Origin of the sequence: Halorubrum vacuolatum, from assembly GCF_900188065.1 — an archaeon.
In the GTDB taxonomy this organism is placed as follows: Archaea; Halobacteriota; Halobacteria; order Halobacteriales; family Haloferacaceae; genus Halorubrum; species Halorubrum vacuolatum.
The window spans coordinates 12,404-36,425 of the sequence record NZ_FZNQ01000024.1; the positions used below are offsets into that span (position 1 = coordinate 12,404).

General features: G+C 65.4%; 22 protein-coding genes and 1 pseudogene. 17 read left to right on the plus strand and 6 right to left on the minus strand.

The features are described from left to right. Positions 1–28 precede the first annotated feature (28 nt). From CHB65_RS14715 to CHB65_RS14740, 6 genes are all read left to right on the plus strand, one after another. Positions 29–1,150, plus strand: coding sequence for an AI-2E family transporter (locus CHB65_RS14715; protein ID WP_089385791.1), 1,122 nt, complete (start codon positions 29–31; stop codon positions 1,148–1,150). An 84-nt stretch (positions 1,151–1,234) separates the two neighbouring features. Further along, positions 1,235–3,289, plus strand: a complete 2,055-nt coding sequence (gene uvrB, locus CHB65_RS14720; protein ID WP_089385792.1) for an excinuclease ABC subunit UvrB — start codon at positions 1,235–1,237, stop codon at positions 3,287–3,289. A gap of 93 nt (positions 3,290–3,382) precedes the next feature. Next, positions 3,383–3,904 (plus strand): hypothetical protein, encoded by a 522-nt coding sequence (locus CHB65_RS14725; protein WP_089385793.1) that lies wholly within the window; start codon positions 3,383–3,385, stop codon positions 3,902–3,904. Positions 3,905–4,009: 105 nt separating this feature from the next. Continuing rightward, entirely contained in the window at positions 4,010–4,588 is a 579-nt protein-coding gene (locus tag CHB65_RS14730) for a hypothetical protein (RefSeq protein WP_089385794.1), read from the plus strand. A 249-nt stretch (positions 4,589–4,837) separates the two neighbouring features. Continuing rightward, positions 4,838–5,866, plus strand: a complete 1,029-nt coding sequence (locus CHB65_RS14735; RefSeq protein WP_089385795.1) for a ribonucleotide-diphosphate reductase subunit beta — start codon at positions 4,838–4,840, stop codon at positions 5,864–5,866. Continuing rightward, the gene (locus tag CHB65_RS14740) at positions 5,867–7,555 is read left to right on the plus strand and encodes a ribonucleoside-diphosphate reductase subunit alpha (RefSeq protein WP_089385796.1); all 1,689 of its coding nucleotides are present in this window, start codon (positions 5,867–5,869) and stop codon (positions 7,553–7,555) included. It abuts the gene before it with no gap. Between the two features lie 103 nt (positions 7,556–7,658). On the opposite strand, the gene CHB65_RS14745 is transcribed toward CHB65_RS14740, so the two are convergent. Together CHB65_RS14745 and CHB65_RS14750 are read right to left on the minus strand one after the other, a co-directional pair. Further along, entirely contained in the window at positions 7,659–9,185 is a 1,527-nt protein-coding gene (locus CHB65_RS14745) for a hypothetical protein (RefSeq protein ID WP_143420444.1), read from the minus strand. Positions 9,186–9,310: 125 nt separating this feature from the next. Further along, on the minus strand, positions 9,311–10,483 hold the full coding sequence (locus CHB65_RS14750; RefSeq protein WP_089385798.1) for an SPFH domain-containing protein: 1,173 nt from the start codon (positions 10,481–10,483) through the stop codon (positions 9,311–9,313). A gap of 125 nt (positions 10,484–10,608) precedes the next feature. Here CHB65_RS14750 and hisA point away from each other — a divergent pair, with 125 nt between their 5' ends. The 3 genes from hisA to CHB65_RS14765 all read left to right on the plus strand — a co-directional run bounded on the left by hisA (position 10,609) and on the right by CHB65_RS14765 (position 12,657). Continuing rightward, entirely contained in the window at positions 10,609–11,370 is a 762-nt protein-coding gene (gene hisA / locus CHB65_RS14755; protein ID WP_089385799.1) for a 1-(5-phosphoribosyl)-5-[(5-phosphoribosylamino)methylideneamino]imidazole-4-carboxamide isomerase, read from the plus strand. 216 nt (positions 11,371–11,586) lie between these two features. Continuing rightward, positions 11,587–12,144 carry a hypothetical protein gene (locus CHB65_RS14760; RefSeq protein WP_143420445.1) on the plus strand — a complete coding sequence of 186 codons (558 nt, stop codon included), beginning with the start codon at positions 11,587–11,589 and terminating at the stop codon, positions 12,142–12,144. Between the two features lie 87 nt (positions 12,145–12,231). Beyond that, entirely contained in the window at positions 12,232–12,657 is a 426-nt protein-coding gene (locus CHB65_RS14765; RefSeq protein ID WP_089385801.1) for a DMT family transporter, read from the plus strand. 20 nt (positions 12,658–12,677) lie between these two features. On the opposite strand, the gene CHB65_RS14770 is transcribed toward CHB65_RS14765, so the two are convergent. Together CHB65_RS14770 and CHB65_RS14775 are read right to left on the minus strand one after the other, a co-directional pair. Next, positions 12,678–13,418, minus strand: a complete 741-nt coding sequence (locus tag CHB65_RS14770) for a universal stress protein (protein ID WP_089385802.1) — start codon at positions 13,416–13,418, stop codon at positions 12,678–12,680. Positions 13,419–13,420: 2 nt separating this feature from the next. Beyond that, positions 13,421–14,815 carry an APC family permease gene (locus CHB65_RS14775; RefSeq protein ID WP_089385803.1) on the minus strand — a complete coding sequence of 465 codons (1,395 nt, stop codon included), beginning with the start codon at positions 14,813–14,815 and terminating at the stop codon, positions 13,421–13,423. 115 nt (positions 14,816–14,930) lie between these two features. Between CHB65_RS14775 and hisB the strand changes: the two genes are divergently transcribed. The 3 genes from hisB to CHB65_RS14790 all read left to right on the plus strand — a co-directional run bounded on the left by hisB (position 14,931) and on the right by CHB65_RS14790 (position 16,157). Then, positions 14,931–15,536, plus strand: a complete 606-nt coding sequence (gene hisB / locus CHB65_RS14780) for an imidazoleglycerol-phosphate dehydratase HisB (RefSeq protein WP_089385804.1) — start codon at positions 14,931–14,933, stop codon at positions 15,534–15,536. Between the two features lie 89 nt (positions 15,537–15,625). Beyond that, positions 15,626–15,901 (plus strand): ribbon-helix-helix domain-containing protein, encoded by a 276-nt coding sequence (locus CHB65_RS14785; protein ID WP_089385805.1) that lies wholly within the window; start codon positions 15,626–15,628, stop codon positions 15,899–15,901. Next, positions 15,894–16,157, plus strand: coding sequence for a type II toxin-antitoxin system RelE family toxin (locus CHB65_RS14790; protein WP_089385806.1), 264 nt, complete (start codon positions 15,894–15,896; stop codon positions 16,155–16,157). The genes CHB65_RS14785 and CHB65_RS14790 overlap by 8 nt, the downstream gene beginning before the upstream one ends. A 38-nt stretch (positions 16,158–16,195) precedes the next feature. On the opposite strand, the gene CHB65_RS14795 is transcribed toward CHB65_RS14790, so the two are convergent. Further along, positions 16,196–16,714, minus strand: coding sequence for a winged helix-turn-helix transcriptional regulator (locus CHB65_RS14795; RefSeq protein ID WP_089385807.1), 519 nt, complete (start codon positions 16,712–16,714; stop codon positions 16,196–16,198). A gap of 137 nt (positions 16,715–16,851) precedes the next feature. Between CHB65_RS14795 and CHB65_RS14800 the strand changes: the two genes are divergently transcribed. The 3 genes from CHB65_RS14800 (at position 16,852) to thpR (ending at position 18,823) form a co-directional block, all read left to right on the plus strand. Continuing rightward, positions 16,852–17,196 carry a DUF7471 family protein gene (locus tag CHB65_RS14800; protein WP_089385808.1) on the plus strand — a complete coding sequence of 115 codons (345 nt, stop codon included), beginning with the start codon at positions 16,852–16,854 and terminating at the stop codon, positions 17,194–17,196. A gap of 104 nt (positions 17,197–17,300) precedes the next feature. Beyond that, positions 17,301–18,215 carry a YkgJ family cysteine cluster protein gene (locus CHB65_RS14805; RefSeq protein ID WP_089385809.1) on the plus strand — a complete coding sequence of 305 codons (915 nt, stop codon included), beginning with the start codon at positions 17,301–17,303 and terminating at the stop codon, positions 18,213–18,215. A gap of 2 nt (positions 18,216–18,217) precedes the next feature. Further along, positions 18,218–18,823: an RNA 2',3'-cyclic phosphodiesterase gene (gene thpR, locus CHB65_RS14810; protein ID WP_089385810.1), complete on the plus strand. Its 606-nt coding sequence runs from the start codon at positions 18,218–18,220 to the stop codon at positions 18,821–18,823. A 289-nt stretch (positions 18,824–19,112) separates the two neighbouring features. Here thpR and CHB65_RS14820 read toward each other — a convergent pair. After that, positions 19,113–20,348: pseudogene (locus CHB65_RS14820) on the minus strand (hemolysin family protein); the annotation flags it as partial. A 201-nt stretch (positions 20,349–20,549) separates the two neighbouring features. Here CHB65_RS14820 and serA point away from each other — a divergent pair. Both serA and CHB65_RS14830 read left to right on the plus strand, forming a co-directional pair. After that, positions 20,550–22,154 (plus strand): phosphoglycerate dehydrogenase, encoded by a 1,605-nt coding sequence (gene serA, locus CHB65_RS14825; RefSeq protein WP_089385811.1) that lies wholly within the window; start codon positions 20,550–20,552, stop codon positions 22,152–22,154. A gap of 119 nt (positions 22,155–22,273) precedes the next feature. Then, complete coding sequence (locus tag CHB65_RS14830) at positions 22,274–23,200, plus strand: cation diffusion facilitator family transporter (RefSeq protein ID WP_089385812.1); 927 nt, start codon at positions 22,274–22,276, stop codon at positions 23,198–23,200. Positions 23,201–24,022: the final 822 nt, after the last annotated feature.

A 24,022-nucleotide genomic window follows, 5' to 3' on the forward strand; every position in this document is an offset into this window, starting at 1 on the left:
TTAATCCACAGCCGCCGTGGGCATCGCCATGACGGACCGACGATACGTCCTCGGCGGGGCGATGGTGCTCGCGGGGGCGGCCGCGGTGTTCCTCCTCAGGGAGGTCGTCGCGACCGTCTTCTTCGCGATGACGGTCGCATACGTCCTCGGTCCCGTTCGCGAGCGGCTCCGACGACGCGGGCTTTCACGACGGCTGTCTGCCGGGCTCGCCTCGGCCCTCGCGTTCCTCGCGGTCGTGGCGCTCATCATCCCGTTCGTCGTCGTCCTCGTCGTCCGGCTCGACGAGGCGATCCGCTTTCTCGAATCGATCCCCGAGTCGGTGACGCTGTCGGCCGGCGGCTTCGAGTACACCGTCGTCACCGCGGAGGTGAGTGCGGTCGTCGTCGAGTGGCTTGTCGCCGCGACGACCGCGGTGGTCGCCGCCGCGCCGGTGCTCCTGATCAAACTCGTTCTCTTCGCGTTCGTCGTCTACGGGCTGTTGTATCACCGGTCGCGGACGCGTCGGGCGGTCCTCGCGCTCGTGCCGGTCGGCCACCGTGACCTCGCGGAGGCGCTTCACGATCGCGCGAGCGAGACGCTTTATGGCCTCTACGTCGTGCAGGTGGCGACCGGCGCGGCGACGTTTCTGCTCGCGCTCCCGGTGTTCATCCTCTTCGGCTATCCCTCGCCGATCGCGTTGGCGACGCTCGCCGGCATCCTCCAGTTCATCCCGGTGCTCGGGCCGAGCGTGCTCGTCGTCGGACTCACGCTGTATGAGGTCGCCCTCGGCGATGTCGCCGGCGCGGTCGGGATCCTCGTCGTCGGCGGGGCCGTGATCGCGGCGACGCCGGACATCCTTATTCGGCCACGACTGGCCTCCGAGACGGCCGCGTTGCCCTCGACGCTGTATTTCATCGGCTTCGTCGGCGGGGTGCTCACCGTCGGGCCGATCGGTATCATCGCCGGCCCGCTCGTCGTCGCCATCGTCGCCGAGTTGGCGACCCGGCTCTCGGGCGAATTAAACCTGATCCGGGTGGAGGAGGAAGCGGGTGAGGCCGAATCGACGGCGGTGGATACTGCTGACCGCGGCGAGCCATCAGATACCGTCGACCGCGACGATCCAACAGGTGCCGCCAACCGCGACGATCCAAGCGGCCACGGGGCGCATTGAAACGCACGGGGAAGTTCGCAGCGAAAAGTCACCGACGCCCGCGGGCGCGCCGCTCAAGTGGCTGGACCGTCTACACCGCCCATCGTGAGCGACGCCGACTCCCCCCTCTCGGAGGACCGCCCGACCGTCGACAGGCCCTTTCGCGTCGACGCCCCGTTCGAGCCCGCAGGCGACCAGCCCGAGGCGATCGAGGCGCTCGTCGATGGGTATGAGTCGGGCGCGAAGAAACAGACCCTCCTCGGGGTGACCGGCTCGGGGAAGACCAACACCGTCTCGTGGGTGATCGAGGAACTCGATCGTCCGACGCTCGTGTTGGCCCACAACAAGACGCTCGCCGCGCAGCTCTACGAGGAGTTCCGCGAACTCTTTCCGGACAACGCCGTCGAGTACTTCGTCTCCTATTACGACTACTACCAGCCGGAGGCGTACGTCGAACAGACGGACACCTTCATCGACAAGGAGATGTCGATCAACGAGGAGATCGACCGCCTGCGCCACTCCGCGACACGGTCGCTTTTAACCCGTGAGGACACCATCGTCGTCGCCTCCGTCTCGGCCATCTACGGCCTCGGCGATCCGGCGAACTATCGCGAGATGGCCCTGGAGCTTGAGGTGGGCGATCGGGTGGGTCGGGAGGCGCTTTTAACCACGCTCGTCGACCTCAACTACGAGCGCAACGACGTCGACTTCACGCAGGGCACGTTTCGGGTGCGCGGCGACACCATTGAGGTCTACCCGATGTACGGCCGCTACGCGGTTCGCATCGAGCTCTGGGGCGAGGAGATCGATCGGATGCTCAAGGTCGATCCGTTAAAAGGGGAGGTGGTGAGCGAGGAGCCGGGGACGATGATCCATCCGGCAGAACACTACTCGATCCCTGAGGCGAAGTTGGAGCAGGCGATCGCCGAGATCGAGGAGTTGATGGAGAAACGCGTGCGACACTTCGAGCGGCAGGGCGACCTCGTCGCCGCCCAGCGGATCGAAGAGCGGACGACCTTCGACGTCGAGATGCTCCGGGAGGCCGGCTACTGTTCGGGCATCGAGAACTACTCGGTCCACATGGACGATCGCGAGCCCGGTGACGCCCCCTACACCCTGCTCGATTACTTCCCCGACGACTTCCTCGTCGTGGTCGATGAGTCCCACCAGACGCTCCCACAGATAAAGGGCCAGTTCGCCGGCGACAAGTCCCGGAAGGACTCGCTCGTGCAGAACGGCTTTCGGCTGCCGACCGCCTACGACAACCGGCCGCTCACCTTCGAGGAGTTCGAGGCGAAGACGGATCGGGCGCTGTACGTCTCGGCGACGCCCGGCGACTACGAGCGGGAGCACTCCGAGCGGATCGTCGAACAGATCGTTCGGCCGACCCACCTCGTCGACCCCGAGGTCGAGGTGACGGAGGCGACCGGACAGGTCGAGGACCTCCTCTCGCGCGTCGACGAGCGGATCGAACGCGACGAGCGCGTGCTTGTGACCACGCTCACGAAACGGATGGCCGAGGACCTCACGGAGTACTTCGAGGGGGCCGGGATCGACGTCGCGTATATGCACGACGAGACGGACACGCTCGAACGCCACGAGATCATCCGCGACCTCCGCTTAGGCACCATCGACGTGCTCGTCGGGATCAACCTCCTGCGGGAGGGGCTCGACATTCCGGAGGTGAGCCTCGTGGCGATCCTCGATGCCGACCAGGAGGGCTTCCTCCGATCGACGACGACGCTGGTCCAGACGATGGGGCGGGCCGCCCGCAACGTGAACGGGACGGTCGTCCTCTATGCCGACGAGGTGACCGACTCGATGCGGGCGGCGATCGACGAAACGAGCCGCCGCCGGGAGATCCAGCTCGCGTACAACGAGGAACACGGCTTGGAGGCGACGACGATCGAGAAGCCGGTCGGCGAGACGAACCTCCCCGGCTCGAAGACGGACACCGGCGGCGTGCGCGTCGGCGACGTCGAGAACGAGGAGGAGGCCCGCGCGCAGATCGAGACGTTGGAGGCGAAGATGAACGAGGCGGCGAGCAACCTGGAGTTCGAACTCGCCGCGGATATTCGTGACCGGATCGCGGAGCTGAAGCGGTCCTTCGAGATCGATCGGGGCGACGACGGCGTGCCGGCACCGCCGGTCGAGGAGTGACGCTCCGCGCGGCGACCCGCATGGAGGCGCCGATTATCGGCGCGTGTAACGCGTAGCGGGGAGTTTTTCAGGACCCGGCGCTGACCGCGGCCAATGAAGCGTCGTGGCGTCGTGATCGGAACCCTCGCCGTCGCTACGGCCGGGTGTGTCGACCGCATCCACGACGTCGCCGCCTCCACCCCACGCGATATCGACGTGCGGAGTCGATATTTCGAGACGGATCCCCTCGTCGAGTCAGAAAGCATCGTGAGCGCGCCCATGGACGTCGAGACCCACGCACGGGCGTACACGGGTGCGGAGACCGCTACCGACGCGATGGTCGATGACGCGGAGGCCGCCCGCGAGTTCGTCACGGAGACGGCGTTCGTCGATGACGGCGGCGACGCGGTCTTGCTCGTCGCACAGCGACTGGCCCCGCCATCCGTCGACTTCCGGCTCGCCTCCGTGAGTCGCACGGGGGAACACGCGCTGCGTATCTCGGCCAGCGAGGTCGGGACCCGGCACGAGGAGGATCCGGTGGCGCACACGCTGTTCATCAGGCTGGCGGACGAGCGGGGGCCGCCGGAACGGGTGACCGTCTCCGTGAGCGGCGACCGGGCATCGGTTACCGTTTGAAGCACGCACCAGCAAGGGACCAATAACGAGGAGGAGAGCCATGGCGGCGAGAAGTCGGAACCATCTGCCGGACCTATTTAACTCCAGGCGACCCGTCCGATCCGTATGGTCACCCTTCCTCGTCGCGTGCGTGGCGCGATGTTCGTGGCGCTTGCGGTGGGTTTTTTAGCGGGGCCGTTTCTGTTGCGGGCGGCTGCCGTGCCGATGTCGACTCCGACGGTCGCCGAACCGGGATCGTTGCTCGCGCTCGCCGCGCCCGCAAGCGTCGCCGCCGGGGCCATCCTACTCGTCTCGGGTGGGTCTGCGCTGTCCGGACGAGCGCTCGCACCGCGTTGGAGCCTCGTCGCCCCGGCAATCGGCGTCGCGGTCGGGATAGGGTTCGGCGTCAGTGGATCGACGGAGGGACTGGATCCGGCGACCCTCTCCTCGCTGGATCTCGGCGTCCTGCTTTCGGGCGTGACATCGTTCGTCATCGGCGGCGCGCTCGTCGGTGCCGCGCTTGCGCCGGTCGTCCTCGGCTCATTAAAAGGGGATACCGTGACGCTGCTTGCTGGGACTGTTCTCGTTCTCGCCAGCATCGCGTTGACGCCCGCGGCCGCGTTTGCGACCCTCGCCGGACTCCTCGGTGGCGGCGTCGCCATCGCGTTGCTCTGGGCAGCCGGTGACAACAGCTGGCGCCCCTGAGGTCGTGTTAGGATGAGTCCTGCACCGTTCGATCCATTACAACGGTGTCCGTTCGCCATTATCTAAATCAAGCTTGTTCTACTGCAATCTTGTTGGTAATAATTAAGGGGATAGAGTGGGTCACAGGTGATACGGTTCGCTTCAGATTCGCGGCCGCGTCCGGTGGGGACGATTCGGGCACCAGGTGCCTCGTGCTCACGCGGGTCGACGACGTACAAAGGATACCAATGAAACACACGGTGACAACGAATGAGTAAGGGTAAACCTTCGAGCCCACAGGCTGATGCAGGCATAGAAACGGACACGGACATCTTCGAGGAGCGAACACAACTCAAACCCTACGAGTACAGGGACTTTCTCGACTACGTCGAGGCGATTCGAAACAGCTACTGGGTGCATACCGAGTTCAACTTCGAGGGTGACGTGCAGGATTACAAGGTCAACACAACCGCCGCCGAGAGGACGGTCATCAAGCGGACCATGTTGGCCATCGCCCAGATCGAGGTGCAGGTGAAGACGTTCTGGTCGGACATCTACGAGGAGATGCCCAAAGCCGAGATCGGCAGTGTGGGCATGACCTTCGCGGAGAGCGAAGTCCGGCACATGGATGCCTACAGCCACCTCCTTGATGTACTCGGGATTACGGACGACTTCGAACAGGTGACCGAAGAGCCGGCGATCACGGCCCGTATCGAATATCTGGATGCGTACCTGCAGCGGGCGAAACGCGACGACAAACGGGAGTACGTGATGAGCATCCTGCTTTTCAGTACGTTCATCGAGCACGTCTCGCTGTTCAGCCAGTTCCTTATCATGACGAGCTTCGACAAGCACGAAAAGAAGTTCAAGGGGATCGCGAACGCCGTCGAGGCAACCAGCAAGGAGGAACAGATCCACGGCCTGTTCGGCGTCGAACTCGTCGAGACCATTCGGGAGGAGAACCCGGATCTCTTCGATGAGGACTTCGAGGAGGAGGTCACGCAGGCGTGCCAGCAGGCGTACGAGGCCGAAACCGAGATCCTCGATTGGATATTTGAAGACGGCGAGCTGGCGTTCCTACCCAGAGAGCACGTCGACGCGTTCCTTCGGGACCGGTTCAATCGGAGCCTCGAAAACGTCGGCGTCGATCCGATCTTCGAGACAGACGCCGACCTGCTTGAAGAGACACGCTGGTTCGATGAGGACATCATGATGACGAAGGATAACGACTTCTTCAGCAAGCGATCCACCACGTACAACAAACACACCCAGAGCGTCACCGCGGAGGATATGTTCTAAATGTCACAGCAAGCACGAAAGACCGTCAAAGAGCAGCACGAAGAACCGTTCTACTGGCTCAATCAAAACAGCAGGGAGTTCCTCACGGAGGGATACCTCCTCGAAGGCGTCGAGCCCGAAGAGCGCATTCGACAGATCGCGGAGCGAGCCGAGGAGATCCTCGGTGAGGAGGGGTTTGCGGACAGGTTTTACGAGTACATGAGCCGGGGGTTCTACAGCCTTGCCAGCCCGGTGTGGGCCAATTTCGGCCTCGAACGGGGTCTCCCCATCAGCTGTTTCGGGAGCTACATGGAGGACACGATGGAGAGTATCCTCTATACGCAAGCCGAGGTGGGTGAAATGACCAAGCTCGGTGGGGGAACGAGCGGCTACTTCGGCGACCTCCGTCCCCGAGGGACTCCGATCACCAACAACGGGAAGAGCAGCGGGAGTTACAACTTCACCCAGCTCTTCGACACCATCATCAACGTCGTCAGCCAGGGTGAAACCCGGAGAGGCCAGTTCGCCGGCTACATCGACGTCGAACATGACGATCTCGAGGAGTGGTTAAACATCAAGACCGAGGGCGACCCGGTACAGGACATCTACTACGGCGTCATCATCGGCGATGAGTGGTTCCAGGCGATGCTCGACGGCGACGCCGAAAAGCGGGAGACCTGGGCCAAGATCATCGAGACGCGGATCAACATCGGCGTTCCCTACATCGTCTTCCGGGACAACATGAACGAGGGGAAGCCGCAGGTCTACACGGACGAGGGCTACCAGATCAATGCTAGTAACCTCTGCACAGAAATTGCCCTCCCGGCCACACCTGCTGAGAGCTTCGTCTGCTGTCTCTCAAGCATGAATGCGCTCCACTTCGACGAGTGGAAAGACACCGATGCCGTCGAGACGCTCACCCGCTTCCTCGACGCCGTCATGGAGGAGTTCATCCGGAAGGCGGACGGCGTGCAGTTCATGGAGCGGCCCGTTCGCTTCGCCAAGCGACACCGAGCGATCGGGATCGGCGTCCTCGGCTGGCATAGCTACCTCCAAAAGAACATGATCCCCTTCGACAGCATGGAGGCGATGGAAAAGAACGAGCGGGTCTTCCGAACCATCAAGGAGCGAAGCTACGAGGAGAGCGCTCGGCTGGCCGAGGAGTTCGGTGAGCCCGACGTACTTGAGGGGTATGGCAGGCGGAACACCACCACCATGGCCGTCGCGCCGACCAAGTCGAGCAGCGTCATTCTCGGACAGGTCAGCCCGAGCGTCGAGCCGCTGAAGTCGAACTACTTCGTCAGGGACAGCGCGAAACTCAAAGCGACACAGAAGAACCGCTTCCTCCAAGCGATACTGGCCGAACGAGGGAAAGACACACGCGAGGTGTGGGATGAAATCGCGGCCAAGGACGGCAGCGTGCAGCATCTCGACTGCCTCACCGATGAGGAAAAGGAGGTGTTCAAGACGTTCGCCGAGATCCCACAGATGGCGATCATCAATCAGGCGGCACAGCGGCAGAAACACATCGACCAAGCACAGAGCATCAACGTCTCCATTGACCCGGCCGAGGTGAGCGTCAAGCAGATCAACCAACTCTACATCAGTGCATGGGAAAAGGGTGTAAAGAGCCTGTATTACCAGCATAGCGTGAACGCTGCACAGAAGTTCAGTCAGGATATTCTCGACTGCAAGGCCTGTGAAAGCTAGGACGAAGACGTCCTATCGAGTTCCGCCCGACACGTGTCCCCGGTGAAATGGGCGTGAAGCCGTTGTCGTGCGTCGCTCAAAGGACCAGTTTCGCGCCGTGGGCTCACTCGGACGGCCACTCACTGAGCGACCCATCGTAGAACGTGTGTGCTTGGTGCCGCAGGTACCGTCGCTGTGCCTCGTGGATGGCCTCACCGGGGGTGCTCCCGCTTTCGAGTTCACCGGCGACGATGCGGCGTTTCCAGCCCGCTGGCGACGTTTGAGTTGTGACACGGTCACGAAGGGGTGCGATCCAGTCGGTTGCCTCGGCCGTATCGAACCCCTGCTTTTCAAGGCCGGCAACGGCGATCGAAAAGAGGTCGTCATAGAGCCGGTCGATCTCCGAAACCCGTTCGCCGTCGGCCGTTATCCACTGCATCTCGGCCGACACCCCCTCGCGGGCGGCCGCGTAGAAGTTCTCCCGTGCCACGTCCCAGCGAAGGCTACTCACGGGGTGTTCTGACTCCGAGAGTCCGATGACCGATCCGGCGACGGCAGCCACGAGGGCGATCGTGTCGGGGAGCGTCGGTTGTCCCGGCAGCGGTCGGAACTCGATGCGGGCGTTCGCATCGACCTCGGACGCGCCATCGAAGACGGGTCGCACCCAGCGCCAGAAGCTGCCGTGTTTGTGGCGAACGTGAACGAACTGGTCGTCGAACCGCGGCCCTTCCTCGATGACGGCCGGGACGATGGTCTTATCGGCGACGATTCGGTCAACGGCTTCCTGTGGACTGTCGAGATCCCGTGGGAATGTGACTTTTGGGCTGCCCTCGGAGGGGTTCATCATCCCCTCATAGACGGGGATCCGGTTCTCCGCGTGGCTCCCCTCGAGTAGTAACTCATCCGTCAGTTCGCCGTCGTCATAGAGCCCGGGTGGGAAAAACGGTGAGTTAACCGCGAGCGCGAGAAGCGGCCCCGCGACACGAAGGGCGTTGTTGTGATACGCCGGCAGGTCATCGGCACGCCGTGGTTGCACGTGCGGTTGGATCGAACTGGTCAGGCTGACCGGTCCCGCCGTTTCGGATCGTATCGTCGCCCCCGGGAGGTCTATCCTGCCGCCGACCGGCGTGTGTTCGGTGACGCTCCCGAAGCCGTGATACCTGACCGCGTTGCTGATGTTGATCGCGAGGGACAACCCCTCCTCGTGTGTCGCCTCCATGAGATAGCTTTCCGTGGTGCCGTTCGCCGGACCGATCGTCCACATCCCGTCACTGACGAAGCTGATCCCGTCTTCAGCCGCCAGATTCTGGAGGTTCCGTATCTTGGCTTCCGTCTCCCACCGAAGAGCCGTAAGCCCTGCGTGGTTACACGGATACACGCTGGAGGTGAGTTCGGCGTTGTGTAACCCCAGCTCCCGCTCAAAACCAAGCGTTTCCAACAGGGACCGCGGGACCCGTCGAAGCGTCCCACTGGCCGTCTCGACGGCATAAAACTCATATTCGAGACCGATCGTGATCTGCCGGTTATCGAACGTTTCCGAGTCGAGATATGTTTTCAGACGCTCACCTTCCTCACGGACCCGACCTTCAAACGTTTCGAGGTCGATATCCTTCGACTCCTTGAGCCCTGTTATCGTATCACGCCCACTCATCATTGAGGCTACTATTCGGATTCGCTCGTTAAAATCCTCCCGCCGATGGACGAACCGCTGAGGGAATACCGAAACGAATGGACCGTCAACAACGAGGGGTCCGAACCCGAACGCGACGTTCCCGCTCAGTTCCGTTCCGTCTCCAGGGCGACTTCGTCGTCGGTGACCTCCCGCGGGCCGTCAGTGGAGGCTGCGAGGTCCGCGTCCTCGTAGCTCTCCAACTCCTCTAACGCGGACTCGATGTCGTCGAGCCCGAGCAACTTCTCGGTCTCCTCGTCGAACTGCTTGCCCTCGAGTCCCTCCATCGCCTGCACGTCGGAGCCGGAGAGGGCCTTGCCGTACCGGCCGACGAGGCTCGTAAGCTCCTGTGGGAGGACGAACGTCGTCGATTCGCCCGCGCCGATCGATTCGAGCGTCTCCATCCCGCGCTCGATGATCGCCCGCTCGCCCATCGAGTCGGCCGCACGCGCCCGCAGCACGGTGGAGATCGCGTCACCCTGCGCCTCGATGATGCGGCTCTGTTTTTCCCCCTGTGCGCGGATGACGTTCGACTGTTTGTCACCCTCCGCACGCTCGACGGCGGAGCGACGCTCACCCTGTGCTTCGAGGATCATCGCCCGGCGGCGGCGCTCGGCGGACGTCTGCTCCTCCATGGCGCGCTGGACGTCCCGCGAGGGGCTCACCTCACGGACCTCGACGGCCTCGACACGGATCCCCCACTCGTCGGTCGGCTCGTCGAGTTCGTCGTGGATCCGGTCGTTGATCTCCTCACGTCGCGAGAGGGTGTCGTCGAGCTCCATGTCGCCGAGGACCGCCCGGAGCGTCGTTTGCGCGAGGTTCGAGACCGCCTTTTTGTAGTTGTCGACCTCCAGAAAGGCCTTCTTCGCGTCCATCACCTTGATGTAGACGACGGCGTCCGCGGTCACCGGCGAGTTGTCCCGCGTGATCGCCGATTGGCTCGGTACGTCGATCGTCTGGGTGCGCATATCGAACGCGTAGGTGCGTGAGACGAACGGCGGGATGAGATGGACGCCGGGGTCGAGCAGCTTTCGGTACTCGCCGAAGACCGTGAGCGCCTCCCGCTCGTAGGCGTCGACGATCTCGACGGCGCTCATGATGGTGACCAACACCAACAACAGCGCGAGTACGGCGACGCCGAACATGAGGCTCTGGTTCAAAAGCGAGACCCCCACGATCAACACGAACCCCAATGCGAGGTACTGCCAGACCGCGTCCGGCATCCCTCCGGTCGGGCTTCCTGGATCGAAGATCTCACCTTGCGGGCCTTGCGTTCCCATGACTCGATCTTACGGTTCGACGACGTTAACAGTTCGCACGAAACGGGGGATTCGCGTGTCCGCGGCGCGATGTGCTCCGACCGACAACCGACCCGCTTAATCGGCGGGCGATCGATCTGACCGATATGAGCCACTTTCCCGAGTTCGAGGTCATCCCAGCCGTCGACGTTCAGGACGGCGAGGTCGTCCAGCTGGTCGGCGGCGAGCGCGGCACGGGCAAACGCTACGGCGACCCGGTGGAGGCGGCTCGTCGCTGGCTCGATGCCGGCGCACACACCCTCCATCTCGTGGACCTCGATGGCGCGTTCGCGGGCGAGCGGGCGAACGCGGCCGCGATCGAGGCCGTCGTCGACGCCGCCGGCGACGAGGCCGGCCTCCAACTCGGCGGGGGAATTCGAACCGCCGAGGACGCACGAGCGCTGCTCGATGCGGGGCTCGACCGCGTGATCCTCGGGACGGCCGCGATCGAGAACCCCGGGATCGTCGAGCGGATCGACGAGACGCACCCGGGAAGCGTCGTCGTGAGCCTCGATGCGAAGGGTGGGGAGGTCGTCGTCGCCGGCTGGACCGAGGGTACGGGGCTCGATCCGGCCGAGGCGGCCGGCCGATACGAGTCGCTCGGCGCGGGCGCGATCCTGTTCACGAACGTCGACGTCGAGGGGCAGCTCTCGGGCATCGATCGGGTGGCCGTCTCGGCGATCACGGACGCGGTCGGGATCCCCGTGATCGCCTCGGGCGGCGTGGCGACCGTCGAGGACGTCGTCGCGCTGAAGGCGGCCGGCGCCGCCGCGGTCGTGGTCGGAACCGCCCTCTACGAGGGTGCGTTCACGCTCGCCGAGGCACAGGCGGCCGCGGACGGCGCGGACGGGCGTAGCGACGCGGGATAACGCGAGCTGACGCGGGATAACGCGAGCTGACGCGAGCTGACGCGAGGTGGGACGATGCGACACGACCCGCCGAAACGGTTCGCCGCAGTGAGTTTTAAACGTGCGGGAGCCCTTGCCACGGCTAGTTACGAACGCAATGGGAGACGTCATCGATGCGGCCGAGGTGACCGCCACGGCGGGAGGTCCGTGTGGAAGGCGACCGATGGAGGGATGCCCGTGAGCGACGAGGCCGTGACCGAACAGCTCGTCCGCACCTACGATCACACCGACGACGCGGGACGGGCGGTCGTCGAGGTCGTCGCCACCCCACGCGAGGTCGACGGACAGCTACACGTGCCGATCGAGGTGCTCACCACCGGCGAGCGGACCGAACTCACGTTCGAGTTGCCCCACGCATGGTCGGATGCATACCCGCTGGTCCGGTTGCTCGAATCGGTCGGCTACGGCCCCGGCGGCGTCGACATGCTCGTCGGCGAACGGTTCCCGGTCGTCCGGCGAGGCGGCGAGTTACGGCCCGCGCTCCCCGACGGGCGGACGACCGAGCGCGACCGGGGCGAGTTGACGCGTCAGGCCGTCAGACGGACGGGCGAGTACGCTGCCGCGGTCGCGACGTTCACCCTCGTGATCGTCGTCGGCGCGGTCGTGGCGGCGCTCATGGCCGCGGTGCTCGTCACCCCCGGGCTCGTCACGCCGCTCGCGATCACCGCGGCGATGCTGGTTGCGCTTATCACGCGGCGGTGGCGGCCGACGGCCACATCGATACGGACGGTATGACCGCCGGATCGGTCGGTTGGAGCGAGAGACGGTTCCCACCGTCGTATGCAACAGTATTTATCCCGACGGGTGCCTGAGGCACACGCGATGAGCGTCCCTGAGGTAAACGCGGCCGTGGCGTTCGGGGTGTTGACGATGGTCTCGTGGGGGATCTGGATCGTCGTGGGAAACGCGGCGTCGGAGTCGATGGATCCCATAACGGCAGCGGCCATCTCGTACATCGTCGCGGCCACCCTCGCGGTCGGATACGTGTTTCTGTCGGGTGCCTCGCTTTCGATCACGCCGCGGGATGGTGGGCTCGCCGCGATAGCCGGCGTGTTCGCCGGGATCGGCTTCATCTCGACGTACGTGGGACTTTCACGCGGCTCGGCGACCGTCGTCTCGACGCTCAGTGCGATGTATTTCGTCGTCGCAGCGGTCATCGGCATGACCATCCTCGGCGACGAGGTCACGGTGACGCGGGTCGCAGGGGTGCTGCTCGCACTGCTAGGCGTCGTGCTTATCGCCCGATAGCGGGCGCTTCCGGCGAGAGGTTACGCCGCCTCGTCGCTCGCGGGACGCTCCCGCTGGACGACGAGCACCGGCCCGAGAAACCGCTCTGCAACCTGCTCGGAGGGCATCCCGAAGACGTACGTCGTCACCGACGGATCCGTCTCGCCCATCACGACCGCCCCGTGATCCTCGGCGTGGCGGGCGATCGCGTCGATCGGCGTCTCGGGACGTTCGATGAGCGTCTCGACTGCGTCCGCGTCCATCCCCTGGTCGACGAGCCGGCCGGTCGCGCCCTCAAGCAGCGTCTCCGCGTCGTCCTCGCTCTCGTCCTCCCCGAGGATGTGATAGAGAACCACCTCGACGTCGGTGTCGGCGAAGAGCCCGCCGACGAGCCGGGCGGTTCGCTCCAGCCCGACGGTCCCGCGGACCGCGACGAGGACGGACGAGAGCCCCTCCGTTCCGTTCGGGACGAGCACCGCGAGGCAGTCGTGTTCGTAGATGATCCGGTCGATCGTCGTCTGTGCCTCGTGGGTGAAGACGAGCCGGGTGTCGACGGTCGCGCCGGCGGTCGTGAGCGTCGTCGCGAACTCCTCGAGCTTTTTCATCGCCCGCTCGCCGAACTGCTCACGGGCCTGTTCGGTCGCCGTCTGACCCGGGATGACGTGGTAGCCGAGCAGGACGACGTGTGCGTTTGCGAGGAGCCGCGGGGTTCCCTCGGGCAGGGACTCCCCCTCCAGTACCTCCAGCGGGACGAGCACGGTCGGTCGGTCAGTGTCGGACATGATCAGAAGTCACCTTTGAGTTCGACGTCGGTCGCGTAGTAGCGATACCAGCCGTATGACGCCACCATGATGAGGATACCGATGACGATCGAGGCGGGCTGCATGAACGCGATCAGCCCGAAGCTGGCGAGCGCGCCGACGCCGGCCACCGCGAAGCCGGCCGGACAGCGGAACGACGGGGTGTACCAGTCGGGCCCCTCACGCCGCAGTTGGATCAGCGCGACGCAGATCAGCCCGTACATCACGAGGTGGAGGAAGGAGGCGACCTCCGCGAGCAGCTCCACCTGCCCGGTCGCGGTGAGCACGACGATGGGCCCGCCGGCGAGCCCGAGCGCGACGTGGGGCGTGCCGTATTTGAGGTTGATCCGGCTCGCCGCCTCCGGGATGAGATCGTCGCGGCTCACGGCGTAGACCGCCCGCGAGGCGCTGAGGATCGACGCGTTCGCGCTGGAGAACGTCGCGAGCAGTCCCGCAAAGAGGATCGCGAGCGCGCCGGGCAGCCCGACGAACTCGCGGGCGACCTCGACCATCGCGGTCTCGCCGAACTCCCCGAGGCGGGCCGAGCCGAACGCGCTCGTCGCGACGAAGATGGTGACGACGTAGAAGACGCCGACGAGGATCACGGATCCGACCATCGCGAGCGGGAGGTTGCGGCTGGGCTGTTTGATATCGCCCGCGACCGTCGCGATCTGTGCGAAGCCGAGATAGGAGGTGAACACGAGCGCCGCGGTCTGGAGCACAGGGAGGAGCCCGCCCGGCGGGAAGAACTGCTCGGGGGTCGACTCCGCGCCGAAGACGCCGAGCGCGTCGAGGCTGCCGTAGCCGAGAAACAGCGTGAGGATGGCAAGCAGCACGACGACGATGGCGTTCTGTAACGCGGCCGTGTTCTCGGTGCCGAACAGGCTGAGGACGGTGAGCCCGACCCCGAACGCGACGCCGAGCGGGACGGCCGGGCTTATCGGCAGCGCGAACCCCGCCTCGGTGAACACCTGCCCGGCGTAGCTGCCGAGCCCGACGAGATAAAAGGCGGACGCGAAGACGAGCCCGAGCCAGAGCCCCAGCCCGACGATTGCACCTGGACCCGTGCCGAGCCCGCGCGAGATGAAGAAGTAGCCGCCGCCGCTCCGGGGCATCGCGGTCGCGAGCTCGGAGGCGGGCAGCGCGACGAGCAGCGCGATGACCGCGCCGATGGCGAACGAGAGCGCCGCCGCCGGGCCGGCGTTTTCGGCCGCCAGCCCGGGAAAGACGAAGATCCCCGCGCCGATCATCGTCCCGATGCCGATCGCGAGCCCGCCGACGAGCCCGATGGTCCGTTCAAGCTCACCCTCGCCCGCGTCGGCGTCGTGTTCGGCCTGTGGCTCCGGGACGTCCTCGGGCGACGGAGCGGGGTCGACCATGGTCCGGCTTTCTCGCCGCGGATAAAAAAAGCCGACGTAGTGGCGAACCGCGGCCGGAAGTCCCGGGAGGAGCCACGCCGCAACCCCCTTAAGAGCGCCCGCCGAGGGTCGGGGTATGAGCGAGCACGGCGACCACGAGCGGACCGCGGCCGTCTCCCGGGAGACCAGCGAGACGACCATCGAGGTGACCCTCGCGATCGACGGGGACGGCGAAAGCGAGGTCGACACCGGGATCGGCTTCTTCGATCACATGCTGGAGGCGCTCGCGAAACACGGCCTCTTCGATCTGACCGTCCGGTGTGACGGCGACCTGGAGATCGACGACCACCACACGGTCGAGGACGTCGCCATCTGTCTCGGGGAGGCGTTCGAGGCGGCACTCGGTGACAAACGCGGCATTCGCCGATACGCCGACCGACGCGTCCCGCTCGACGAGGCGGTCGCCGCCGTCGTCGTCGACGTCGCCGGTCGCCCCCACTACGAGTTTGAAGGGGAATTCTCACAGGAGCGGATCGGCGGGTTCACGAGCGTCATGGCCGACCACTTCGCGATGTCGCTCGCGCACAACGCGGGCCTCACGCTCCACGTCGCCGTCGAACGCGGCGACAACGCCCACCACGAGGTCGAAGCCCTATTTAAAGCGCTGGCGCGGGCCCTCGACGACGCCACGCGGATCGACGAGCGGCGTGGCGATACGCCGAGCACGAAAGGGACCTTATAAATCAGAGAAGGATGCCAGGCGGTTGAGAGGGCCTCCTTGAGCAACACTGGACACTAACCGTTATGTGTGATACCGTCGTATCACAAAATATGAGTACGGACGCCGAAACTGGGAGCGATCGGATGAAAAAAATCAACGTCCGCGTTCCGGAGAGCCTCTTGCAGCGTCTCGATGAGGAGTGGGAGCGTCGTGGGTATACCAGCAAGTCAGAGGCCATTCGCGATGCGCTTCGCGACTGGGTGAACCCATCAACAGAACTGTCCGAGGAGACGCTTGCTGCCCTCGAACGAAGCCGCGAGCAAGCGAAGCAGGGTGACACGGTATCGGCGGAAGAAGCGCGAGAGCGACTGGGGCTGGATGACTGAGGTCGAGTACACCGCGCAAGCGCTCGATCACTTGAGTAGCCTCGACCCGCACATCGCCGATCGCGTGCTGAACAAGGTGGAAGAGGCAACCGAGTGGACCGAACATCGACTCGAACCACTCACCGGATATCCGTATTATAAGCTCCGAGCAGGTGACTATCGGGCGATACTCACCTGGGATCGGGAGGCCGATCTCCTCCGTGTCGAAGCGGTCGGTCACCGTCGAAACGTCTACGACCGCCATCTCCCGCCGTGACTGTCCAGCGCGTTGAATATGTCAGAAGGATATCCGGCTCAGTCGCGTTCTGCGGGCTCGAACAGCCGGTCGACGGTCCGGATGAACCGGTCGACGACCCGGTCGGGCAGCGAGGGCGAGGCGCTCTCCAGCAGCCGGGCCGTTCGGTCCGGATCCGTCAACGCGACCGTCATCGGTCGACCCCCGGAGCGCTCGATGATCCCGTGATCGGTAAGCGTCGAGACGTGCCAGGAGACGGTGCTGCGGGCGAGCCCGAGGTCGTCGGCGAGGTCACACGGCCGGGCCGGGCCGTCGGCGTGGAGACGGACGATGATCCCGCGGGCGCTCTCTCGCCGCAAAAAGGCGAGCGCGCGCCGGTCCCACGGGTCCACGGCCGGGTCGTAGTAGTGGGTTCGGCCGGCGATCTCCTCGGCGACGATCGCGTTCTCCCCGCAGAGTCGTCGGAGGTGGTACTGGATCTGACCCGTAGCGAGCTCAAGGTCGCGTTCGAGTCGGCTGAAGTGGACGCCCGGCGTCGCACGGATGTGATCGCGGATCCGGTCGCGCGTCTCGCTCATTACGTTGGAGTAAGGGGTCTCCGGCTAATACCTCGCTCGGTTTCTCAGCGAGTGGGAGGACCCGGAGGGCTCCAGCGACGACGAGACGTCGTCCGAAGGGAGTGGATTGATACACACGGCGGCCCGACGGTCGGTCGATGAACGTCGGTTCCCCCCTCGGTATCGGTCACACGGGCGGTGTGGAGGGCTCCATTCCGCTCCTGTTGGTGATCCTCGTCGCCGGGATCGGGACGGGAACCCTCTTCGTCGTGAGCCTCGTGGCGTACGCCCGTCGACGATCGACACAGTACCTCCTGATCTGCGTCGCCGTCGGCGCGCTCTGGGCCCGCTCGCTCGTCGGGGCCGGCACGGTCCTCGGCTACGTCCCGATGACGATCCATCACCTGATCGAACATAGCCTCGATTTCATCATCGCCGCCCTCGTCCTCTATGCGGTGTATGCGCACGCTCCAGGCGAGCTTGGCGGACTGGATGAGTCCTGACGGGGCGGGGAAAGACGGGGTGGCAGGCTCGCCACGCTCGGAAACGATCGGGGTCGGTCGCGACCGGCGTGACACTTTATAACACACATCACGAACGGAGCGGTATGAAGCTGCGGTGTGCGGGCTGTGCCGGCTGTTGTGTCGACTGGCGGCCGATCGCACCGGACGCATCGGAGACACGCGGCTCGAATGTGGGCGGTCGCAGGCCGGACGACCGCCGACCGCCGCTCGACGACGTCGCGAACCTCGCGCCGCTCACGCGCGACGAGGTAGTCCGGTATCTCGACCGGGGAGTCGCGGATGCGCTGATCCCACGCCTCTTCGAGCCCGCCGAGCGCGACGAGGTCGTCACGATCGATGGCGTCGCGCTCGCGGCCGTCGACGGCCGACCCGTCTTCATGATCGGCCTCTATAAACCGCCGAAGCCCGTCGCGCCGGTGGGGACGGAGACGGTCCGGTGGCTGGATACGTGCGTCTTTCTCGACCCGACGACGCTGCAGTGTCGGATCCACGGCGACGAGGATCTCTACCCGCGAACGTGTGCGACGTATCCCGCCCACAACCTCGCGCTGGATGCCGAGACGGAGTGTGAACGCGTGGAGGCGGCCGGCGGCGGCGAGCGGCTGCTCGACCCGAACGTCCCCGATGATATTCCACCGCCGGCGTTCGGCCCGCACGCGCTCGGTGCGACGATCTTCGCGTATCCGGATCCCGACGATCTCGCTGGCGTCGTGGATCGGCTTCGGCGTGGGGAGTCGACCTTCGACGATCGGGCCCGATTCATCGGGGCGGCGGTCGGTTCCCGACCCGGCAGCCTGTCGGTCGACCGCGATCGGATGGGTGCGGCTCACGAACGGGTACGGGGGGCCGATTCGTGGGCGGGACGAGCGATCCGGAGCTGGACCGAACGCGCCGGGAAGCGAGGTGAGCCGGCCGCGGTTGCGGACACCGAACGCGACGCCCTCGTCGGCGAGTTGGAGGACGAGGCGGGCGCGCCGGGAACACCGGGGTGGCAGTGACGATGCGCGCGTTCTTCGCCGTCGACCTGCCGGAGTCGCTTACGGACGCCATCGCGGCCGCCCAGGGTCCGCTCACGGAGGCCGCGGGGATCGATCCGGTGGACCCGGAGGGGGCCCACCTGACGCTGAAGTTTCTCGGGGAGGTCGACGACGGCGACCACGATGGCCCCGACGACGGTGACCACGATGGCCCCGACGCCGACGTCTCCCTCGACGACGTGCTCGCCGCCGGAGAGCGGGCGGTCGAACGCGCCGGGGTCGATCCCTTCGCGTGTCGCGTTCGAGGCTACGGCGTCTTCCCGAGCCTTGAGTACATCTCGGTCGTCTGGGCCGGGATCGAGGAGGGTGGCGAGGAGTTGACCGAACTCCACGAGGCGCTGGAGGCGGAGACGACGGCGATCGGCGTCGACGCTGAGACGCACGCGTTCACGCCGCACGTCACGATCGCCCGGATGCGCGACGGGCGGGGAAAAGAACACGTCCAGCGGGTCGTTCACGAACGGGAACCCGAGATCGGACGGTTCGAGGCGAACGAGATCCGGCTCCTCTCCTCGACGTTGACGCCGGACGGTCCCCTCTATGAGCCCGTCGAGGTGTTTGATCTGTGATGGGGGATCGCGCCGCCGGCGCTGACGACTCCGACGGCTCCGACGACTCTGACGACTCCGACGGCTCCGACGACTCTGACGACTCCGACGGCTCCGACGACTCTGACGACTCCGACGGCTCCGACGACTCTGACGACTCCGACGGCTCCGACGACTCTGACGACTCCGACGGCTCCGACGACTCTGACGACTCCGACGGCTCCGACGACTCTGACGACTCCGACGGCTCCGACGGTCCGGCCGTGCCCGCATCCGTCCCCTCCCCGCTGCGTTCCACATCACCCGCCCCGTGTTCGACCCGAACCCGCGTGACGCGGGTGGGCGTCGCCGCGGTGACGACGAGGGTGACATCGCCGAAGTGGACCCGATCACCCTCCTCGGGGAGCCGGCCGAGCGCGGCGGTGATCAGCCCGGCGACCGTCTCGAAGTCGCCGTCGGTCGGGAGCGTGAGCGCGAGCGTCCCGTTGAGATAGGCGACCGTCGTCCAGCCGCGAACGATCGCCGTCTCGCCGTCGACGACACGAACGTGTTCCGTCTCGTAGGGGCCGACGATCTCGCCGACGACCTCCTCGACGACGTCCTCAAGGGTGGCGATCCCGCTCACCGCGCCGAACTCGTCGACGACCACGACCATCCGAACCGCGCCGTCGCGCATCTCCTCGAACAGCTCGTCGATCGACTTCGTCTCCGGGACGAACGTCGGCTCACGAAGCACGCTTTCGAGGCCCTCGCCAGCCTCCACCGCCCGGATCGCGTCGCGAACGTCGACGATGCCGACGACGTCGTCGCGATTTTCGCCGTAGACGGGCATCCGGGTGACCCCCTCGCTGGCGGCCGTCGAGAGGACGTCGTCCGGTGCGGCCGTCTCCGAGACCGCGACCATGTCGGTGCGGGGAACCATCACGGCCGTGACCGTCGTCGCCTCCAGATCGAGGACGCCGCGGATCATCGCGCTCTCGTCGGGATCGAGCGCGCCGGTCTCCTCGCCGGAGAGGACGATCGTCTCGATCTCCTCGCGGGTGAGGTAGGATTCGATCTCCGTCTCGCCGCCCGTCACGCGGTTGACGAGCCCCGAGGCGACCTCGAAGACGAGGAGGATCGGGCGGAGGAGCCGCTGGGCGACCACGACCGGCCGGGAGACGCGAAGGGCGTGTTTCTCGGCGTTCGCGACCGCATACGACTTCGGGGCGATCTCGCCGAAGACGATGACGAAAAACGAGGTGAAGAGGGTGGATCCGGTCGCCGCTTGGCTCGGCGGGAGGAACTGTACGAGCACGGCAGTCGCGACGGAGGCCGCCGCGATGTTGGCGACGTTGTTGCTCACGAGCGCCGTGACGAGGAATCGATGTGGGTCCGCACGGAGCGTTGCGAGCGCCGCGGCGCCCGGGACGTCGGTGGCGACGAGCGAATCGACGCGGTGTTTCGCGACCGAAAAGACGGCGAGCTCCGAACTGGAAAAGAAGGCGCTGACCGCCGTCAGCACGACGATGGCGGCGAACCCGAATAGCGTGATCGTGAGGTCCATACCGGTCCCATGCGGGCGTGATAAAAGGGCGTACCGGCCGGTTGAAGACGTGGGTTCGATCGGGGAACATACGCGTGTCGACGATCCCCGTGGTGCGTTCCACCCGAAAGGAGGGGTGAAGCACCGCGGTCCCGGAGCGGATCGGGTGCCGGACGGACCGATGAAGAAAGCGTTATCCCCACCCCGCGGGTCCCTTCGCGCATGAAGGTACTCGTGACGGACCCGATCGCTGAGGCGGGTCTGGACCGGCTCCGTGCGGAGGGCTACGAGGTCGAAACCGCCTACGACATCGACGATGACGCGCTCGTCGACGCCATCGTGGACGCACAGGCGCTGATCGTTCGCTCCGGAACGGAGGTGACCCGGGAGGTGTTCGAGGCCGCCGAGGAGTTGGTCATCGTCGGACGGGCTGGTATCGGCGTCGACAACATCGACATCGACGCCGCGACCGACCACGGCGTGATCGTCGCCAACGCGCCGGAGGGGAACGTCCGTGCGGCCGCCGAACACACCGTCGCGATGACGTTCGCGGTCGCCCGATCGATCCCGCAGGCACACGGTCGATTGAAGACCGGCGAGTGGGCGAAGGGCGCATACCTCGGCACCGAGGTGAACAACAAGACGCTCGCGATCATCGGCCTCGGCCGCGTCGGCCAGGAGGTCGCAAAGCGGCTCGACTCCCTCGGGATGGACCTCGTCGTCTACGACCCGTACGTCTCCAAGGAACGTGCCGAGCGGCTCGGCGCCACGCTCGTCGAGGATCTCGGTGACGCGCTCGCACAGGCGGACTTCGCCACGATCCATACGCCGCTTTTACCCGAGACCGAGGGGATGGTCGGCGAGGACGAGCTGGCCGAACTCGAGGGGGGCTACCTGATCAACTGTGCGCGCGGCGGCATCATCGACGAGGACGCGCTTGCGGCCGCCCTCGAGGACGGGACCCTTGCCGGCGCGGCGCTCGATTCGTTCGCCGAGGAGCCGCTCCCGGCGGACTCGCCGCTTCTCGACGTTGACCGGATCGTTCTCACGCCGCACCTCGGCGCGGCAACGGAGGCCGCACAGGAGAACGTCGCGATCGACACCGCGGAGGCCGTGATCGCGGCGTTCAACGATGAGCCGGTGCTCACCGCGTTGAACGCCCCGTCGGTCGATGAGACCGCCTTCCCGCGGATCAAACCGTACATCGCCGTCGCCGAGACGGCCGGGAAGGTCGCCGCACAGCTGCTCGACGGCCGCGTGACCTCGATGCAGGTCACCTACGAGGGCGACATCGCCGCCGAGGACGTCGAACTCATCACCGCGAGCGCGCTGAAGGGGGTCTTCGAGCCCCTCGAATGGCAGGTGAACGCGGTGAACGCCCCACAGCTCGCCAAGGAACGTGGGATCGAGGTGACCGAGTCGAAGACGCGACAGACGGAGGACTTCCAGAGCCTCGTCCGCGTCGCGGTCCGCAACGGCGACGAGGAGATGGCCGTCGAGGGGACGCTCTTCGCCGGCGAGGACGCGCGGATCGTCCGGATCGACGGCTTTCGCGTCGACGCCGTTCCCTACGGCCACATGCTGGTCGCCCGCAACACCGACGAGCCGGGCGTCATCGGACTTATCGGAACCGTCCTCGGCGACCACGACGTCAACATCGCCGGGATGTTCAACGGCCGCGAGACGATGGGCGGCGAGGCGCTCACCGTCTACAACCTCGATCACGACGTACCCGAGGCCGCCATCGAGACGCTCCTTGCCGACGATCGGATCATCGAGGTCACCGAGATCACGTTGGACGGGGCCGACGAGCGCGACGTGGAGTAAGGCGAACGACAGCACCGAAGCCGCCAGTTCGGCACGGATACCGGCTTCGAGCGCCCGAATTTCTCACTTGGAGTCGTCTAATCAAAATCCTTATACGGCGAGTCAGGGAACCGACGGCAATGAGCGAGGTGGCGCTGGCCGAATCTGAGGTGGAGTCCGCAGAGAACAGGCGTGATTTCACCCGGACCAGCGCCCTCAACATCGTCGGCAACGTCGCCAAGATCCTCGTCGAGGGGGCGATCGGACTGGCGTTCGGATCGGTGGCGTTGCTCGCGGACGCCGCACACTCCGTCGCCGACGTCGTCGGCAGCGTCGTCGTCTTCGTCTGGGGGCGAAGCGTCTACGCGGCCCCCGATGAGACCCACCCACACGGTCATCAGCGGATCGAGCCGCTAACGGCGCTGTTCGTCGGTGGAACCATCATCGTCCTCGGGCTGTATTTGTTGTATGAGTCCGCCAGCGCGCTCCTTACGGGCCCGACGGTAACGTTCAGCCCGTGGCTGGTTGGCGGGCTGCTCTTTGCGCTTGCCGACATGTCGCTTCTCTACTGGTATACGACGCGGGTGAACGAGCGGGTCGACTCCTCGGCGCTCGCGGCGCTGGCCGTCGACTGCTTCAACGACATCTTCACCACGCTCGCGGCGCTCGTCGGCATTATCGGCGTCCTCTTCGGCTACCCGTTCATGGACGCCGCCGTGGGTGGGGTGGTGAGCATTCTCGTCATCTATCAGGGCCTCAAGGTCACCCGCGAGAACGTCACCTACCTCGTGGGTGCGGCCCCCTCGGAGGCGGAACGTCAGCGCATCATCGCCGCCCTTCGGGCCCATCCGAAAGCGGAGGGGGTCCACGACGTGGCCGTCTTTTATGACGGGACGCGGCTGGAGGTGGAAGCGCACGTCGAGGTCGACGGTGAGTTAACGCTCGTGGAGGCCCACGACCTCGAGACGGAACTGATCGAGCGGTTGCGTGAGATGGACGACGTCGGCGACGTTCACCTCCATCTCGATCCCGCGGGTATCGGGGAGTGGAAGGACGCCCGCGAGTGAGTGAGCCCACAAATGTGGGGCGGGAGCGATTGCAGGCGTGTCATAATAACACACAGTGTATGTTTTATGAAAATCTTAATGTAGGCTGCTGCGGTTTCTTCCTACGACATGCGTAGTCAACATGCGATTTACGATAGAGAACAGCTGATTCGGAGCGGGAGCAACATCCACGGCCAGCCCCTCGATGAACTCGTACTGAGCCTGCTTAGCAGCGCCTTCGCCGGCGTCTTCTGCGGATATGAACGGAGAAATTCGTATGGAGAACAGACGGCACGCTAAGCGATCGGGTTCTTCGCGGATCGAGGAGACGGTTGGGTCTGCCAGTCACAACCACGGACACGTCCTTCGAGCGTAACCGATGACGCTTCGAGCGACGTGTCCCGTTTCGCCAGCGACCGCCATCCCAACTCCGGGAGCACGACCGATCGGTGACGGAAAACGTCACCCCACCGTGACAAACGCAAGCTGACGCCCGCCGCGACCCTGAGGAGAGAAATCGCTGTTCGCCCCCTGTGGACCCCGTGTCCGCCTCGGAGGGCACCCTTTGTGCCTTTATTTCATGTTTTAGATCGCTGGATTTAATACGGATGGAAGTCCACGTCCAGTTAGACGTGAGCGCAATCACAGCACTCACGGATATGAGAGGAAGACTATGACCGCAAACACGCCTGCAGATGAGAACCGGCATGAAGAATCGGCCGAGGAACAGTCCATGGAGTTGCTCCCGGACGGTGGAGCCACCAAGACCGTCGGTGGCGGCATCTCCATTCGCGGTGCAAATATCAAGGACGCGGAATTGACTCGCAGCGAGCTCATCCTTGA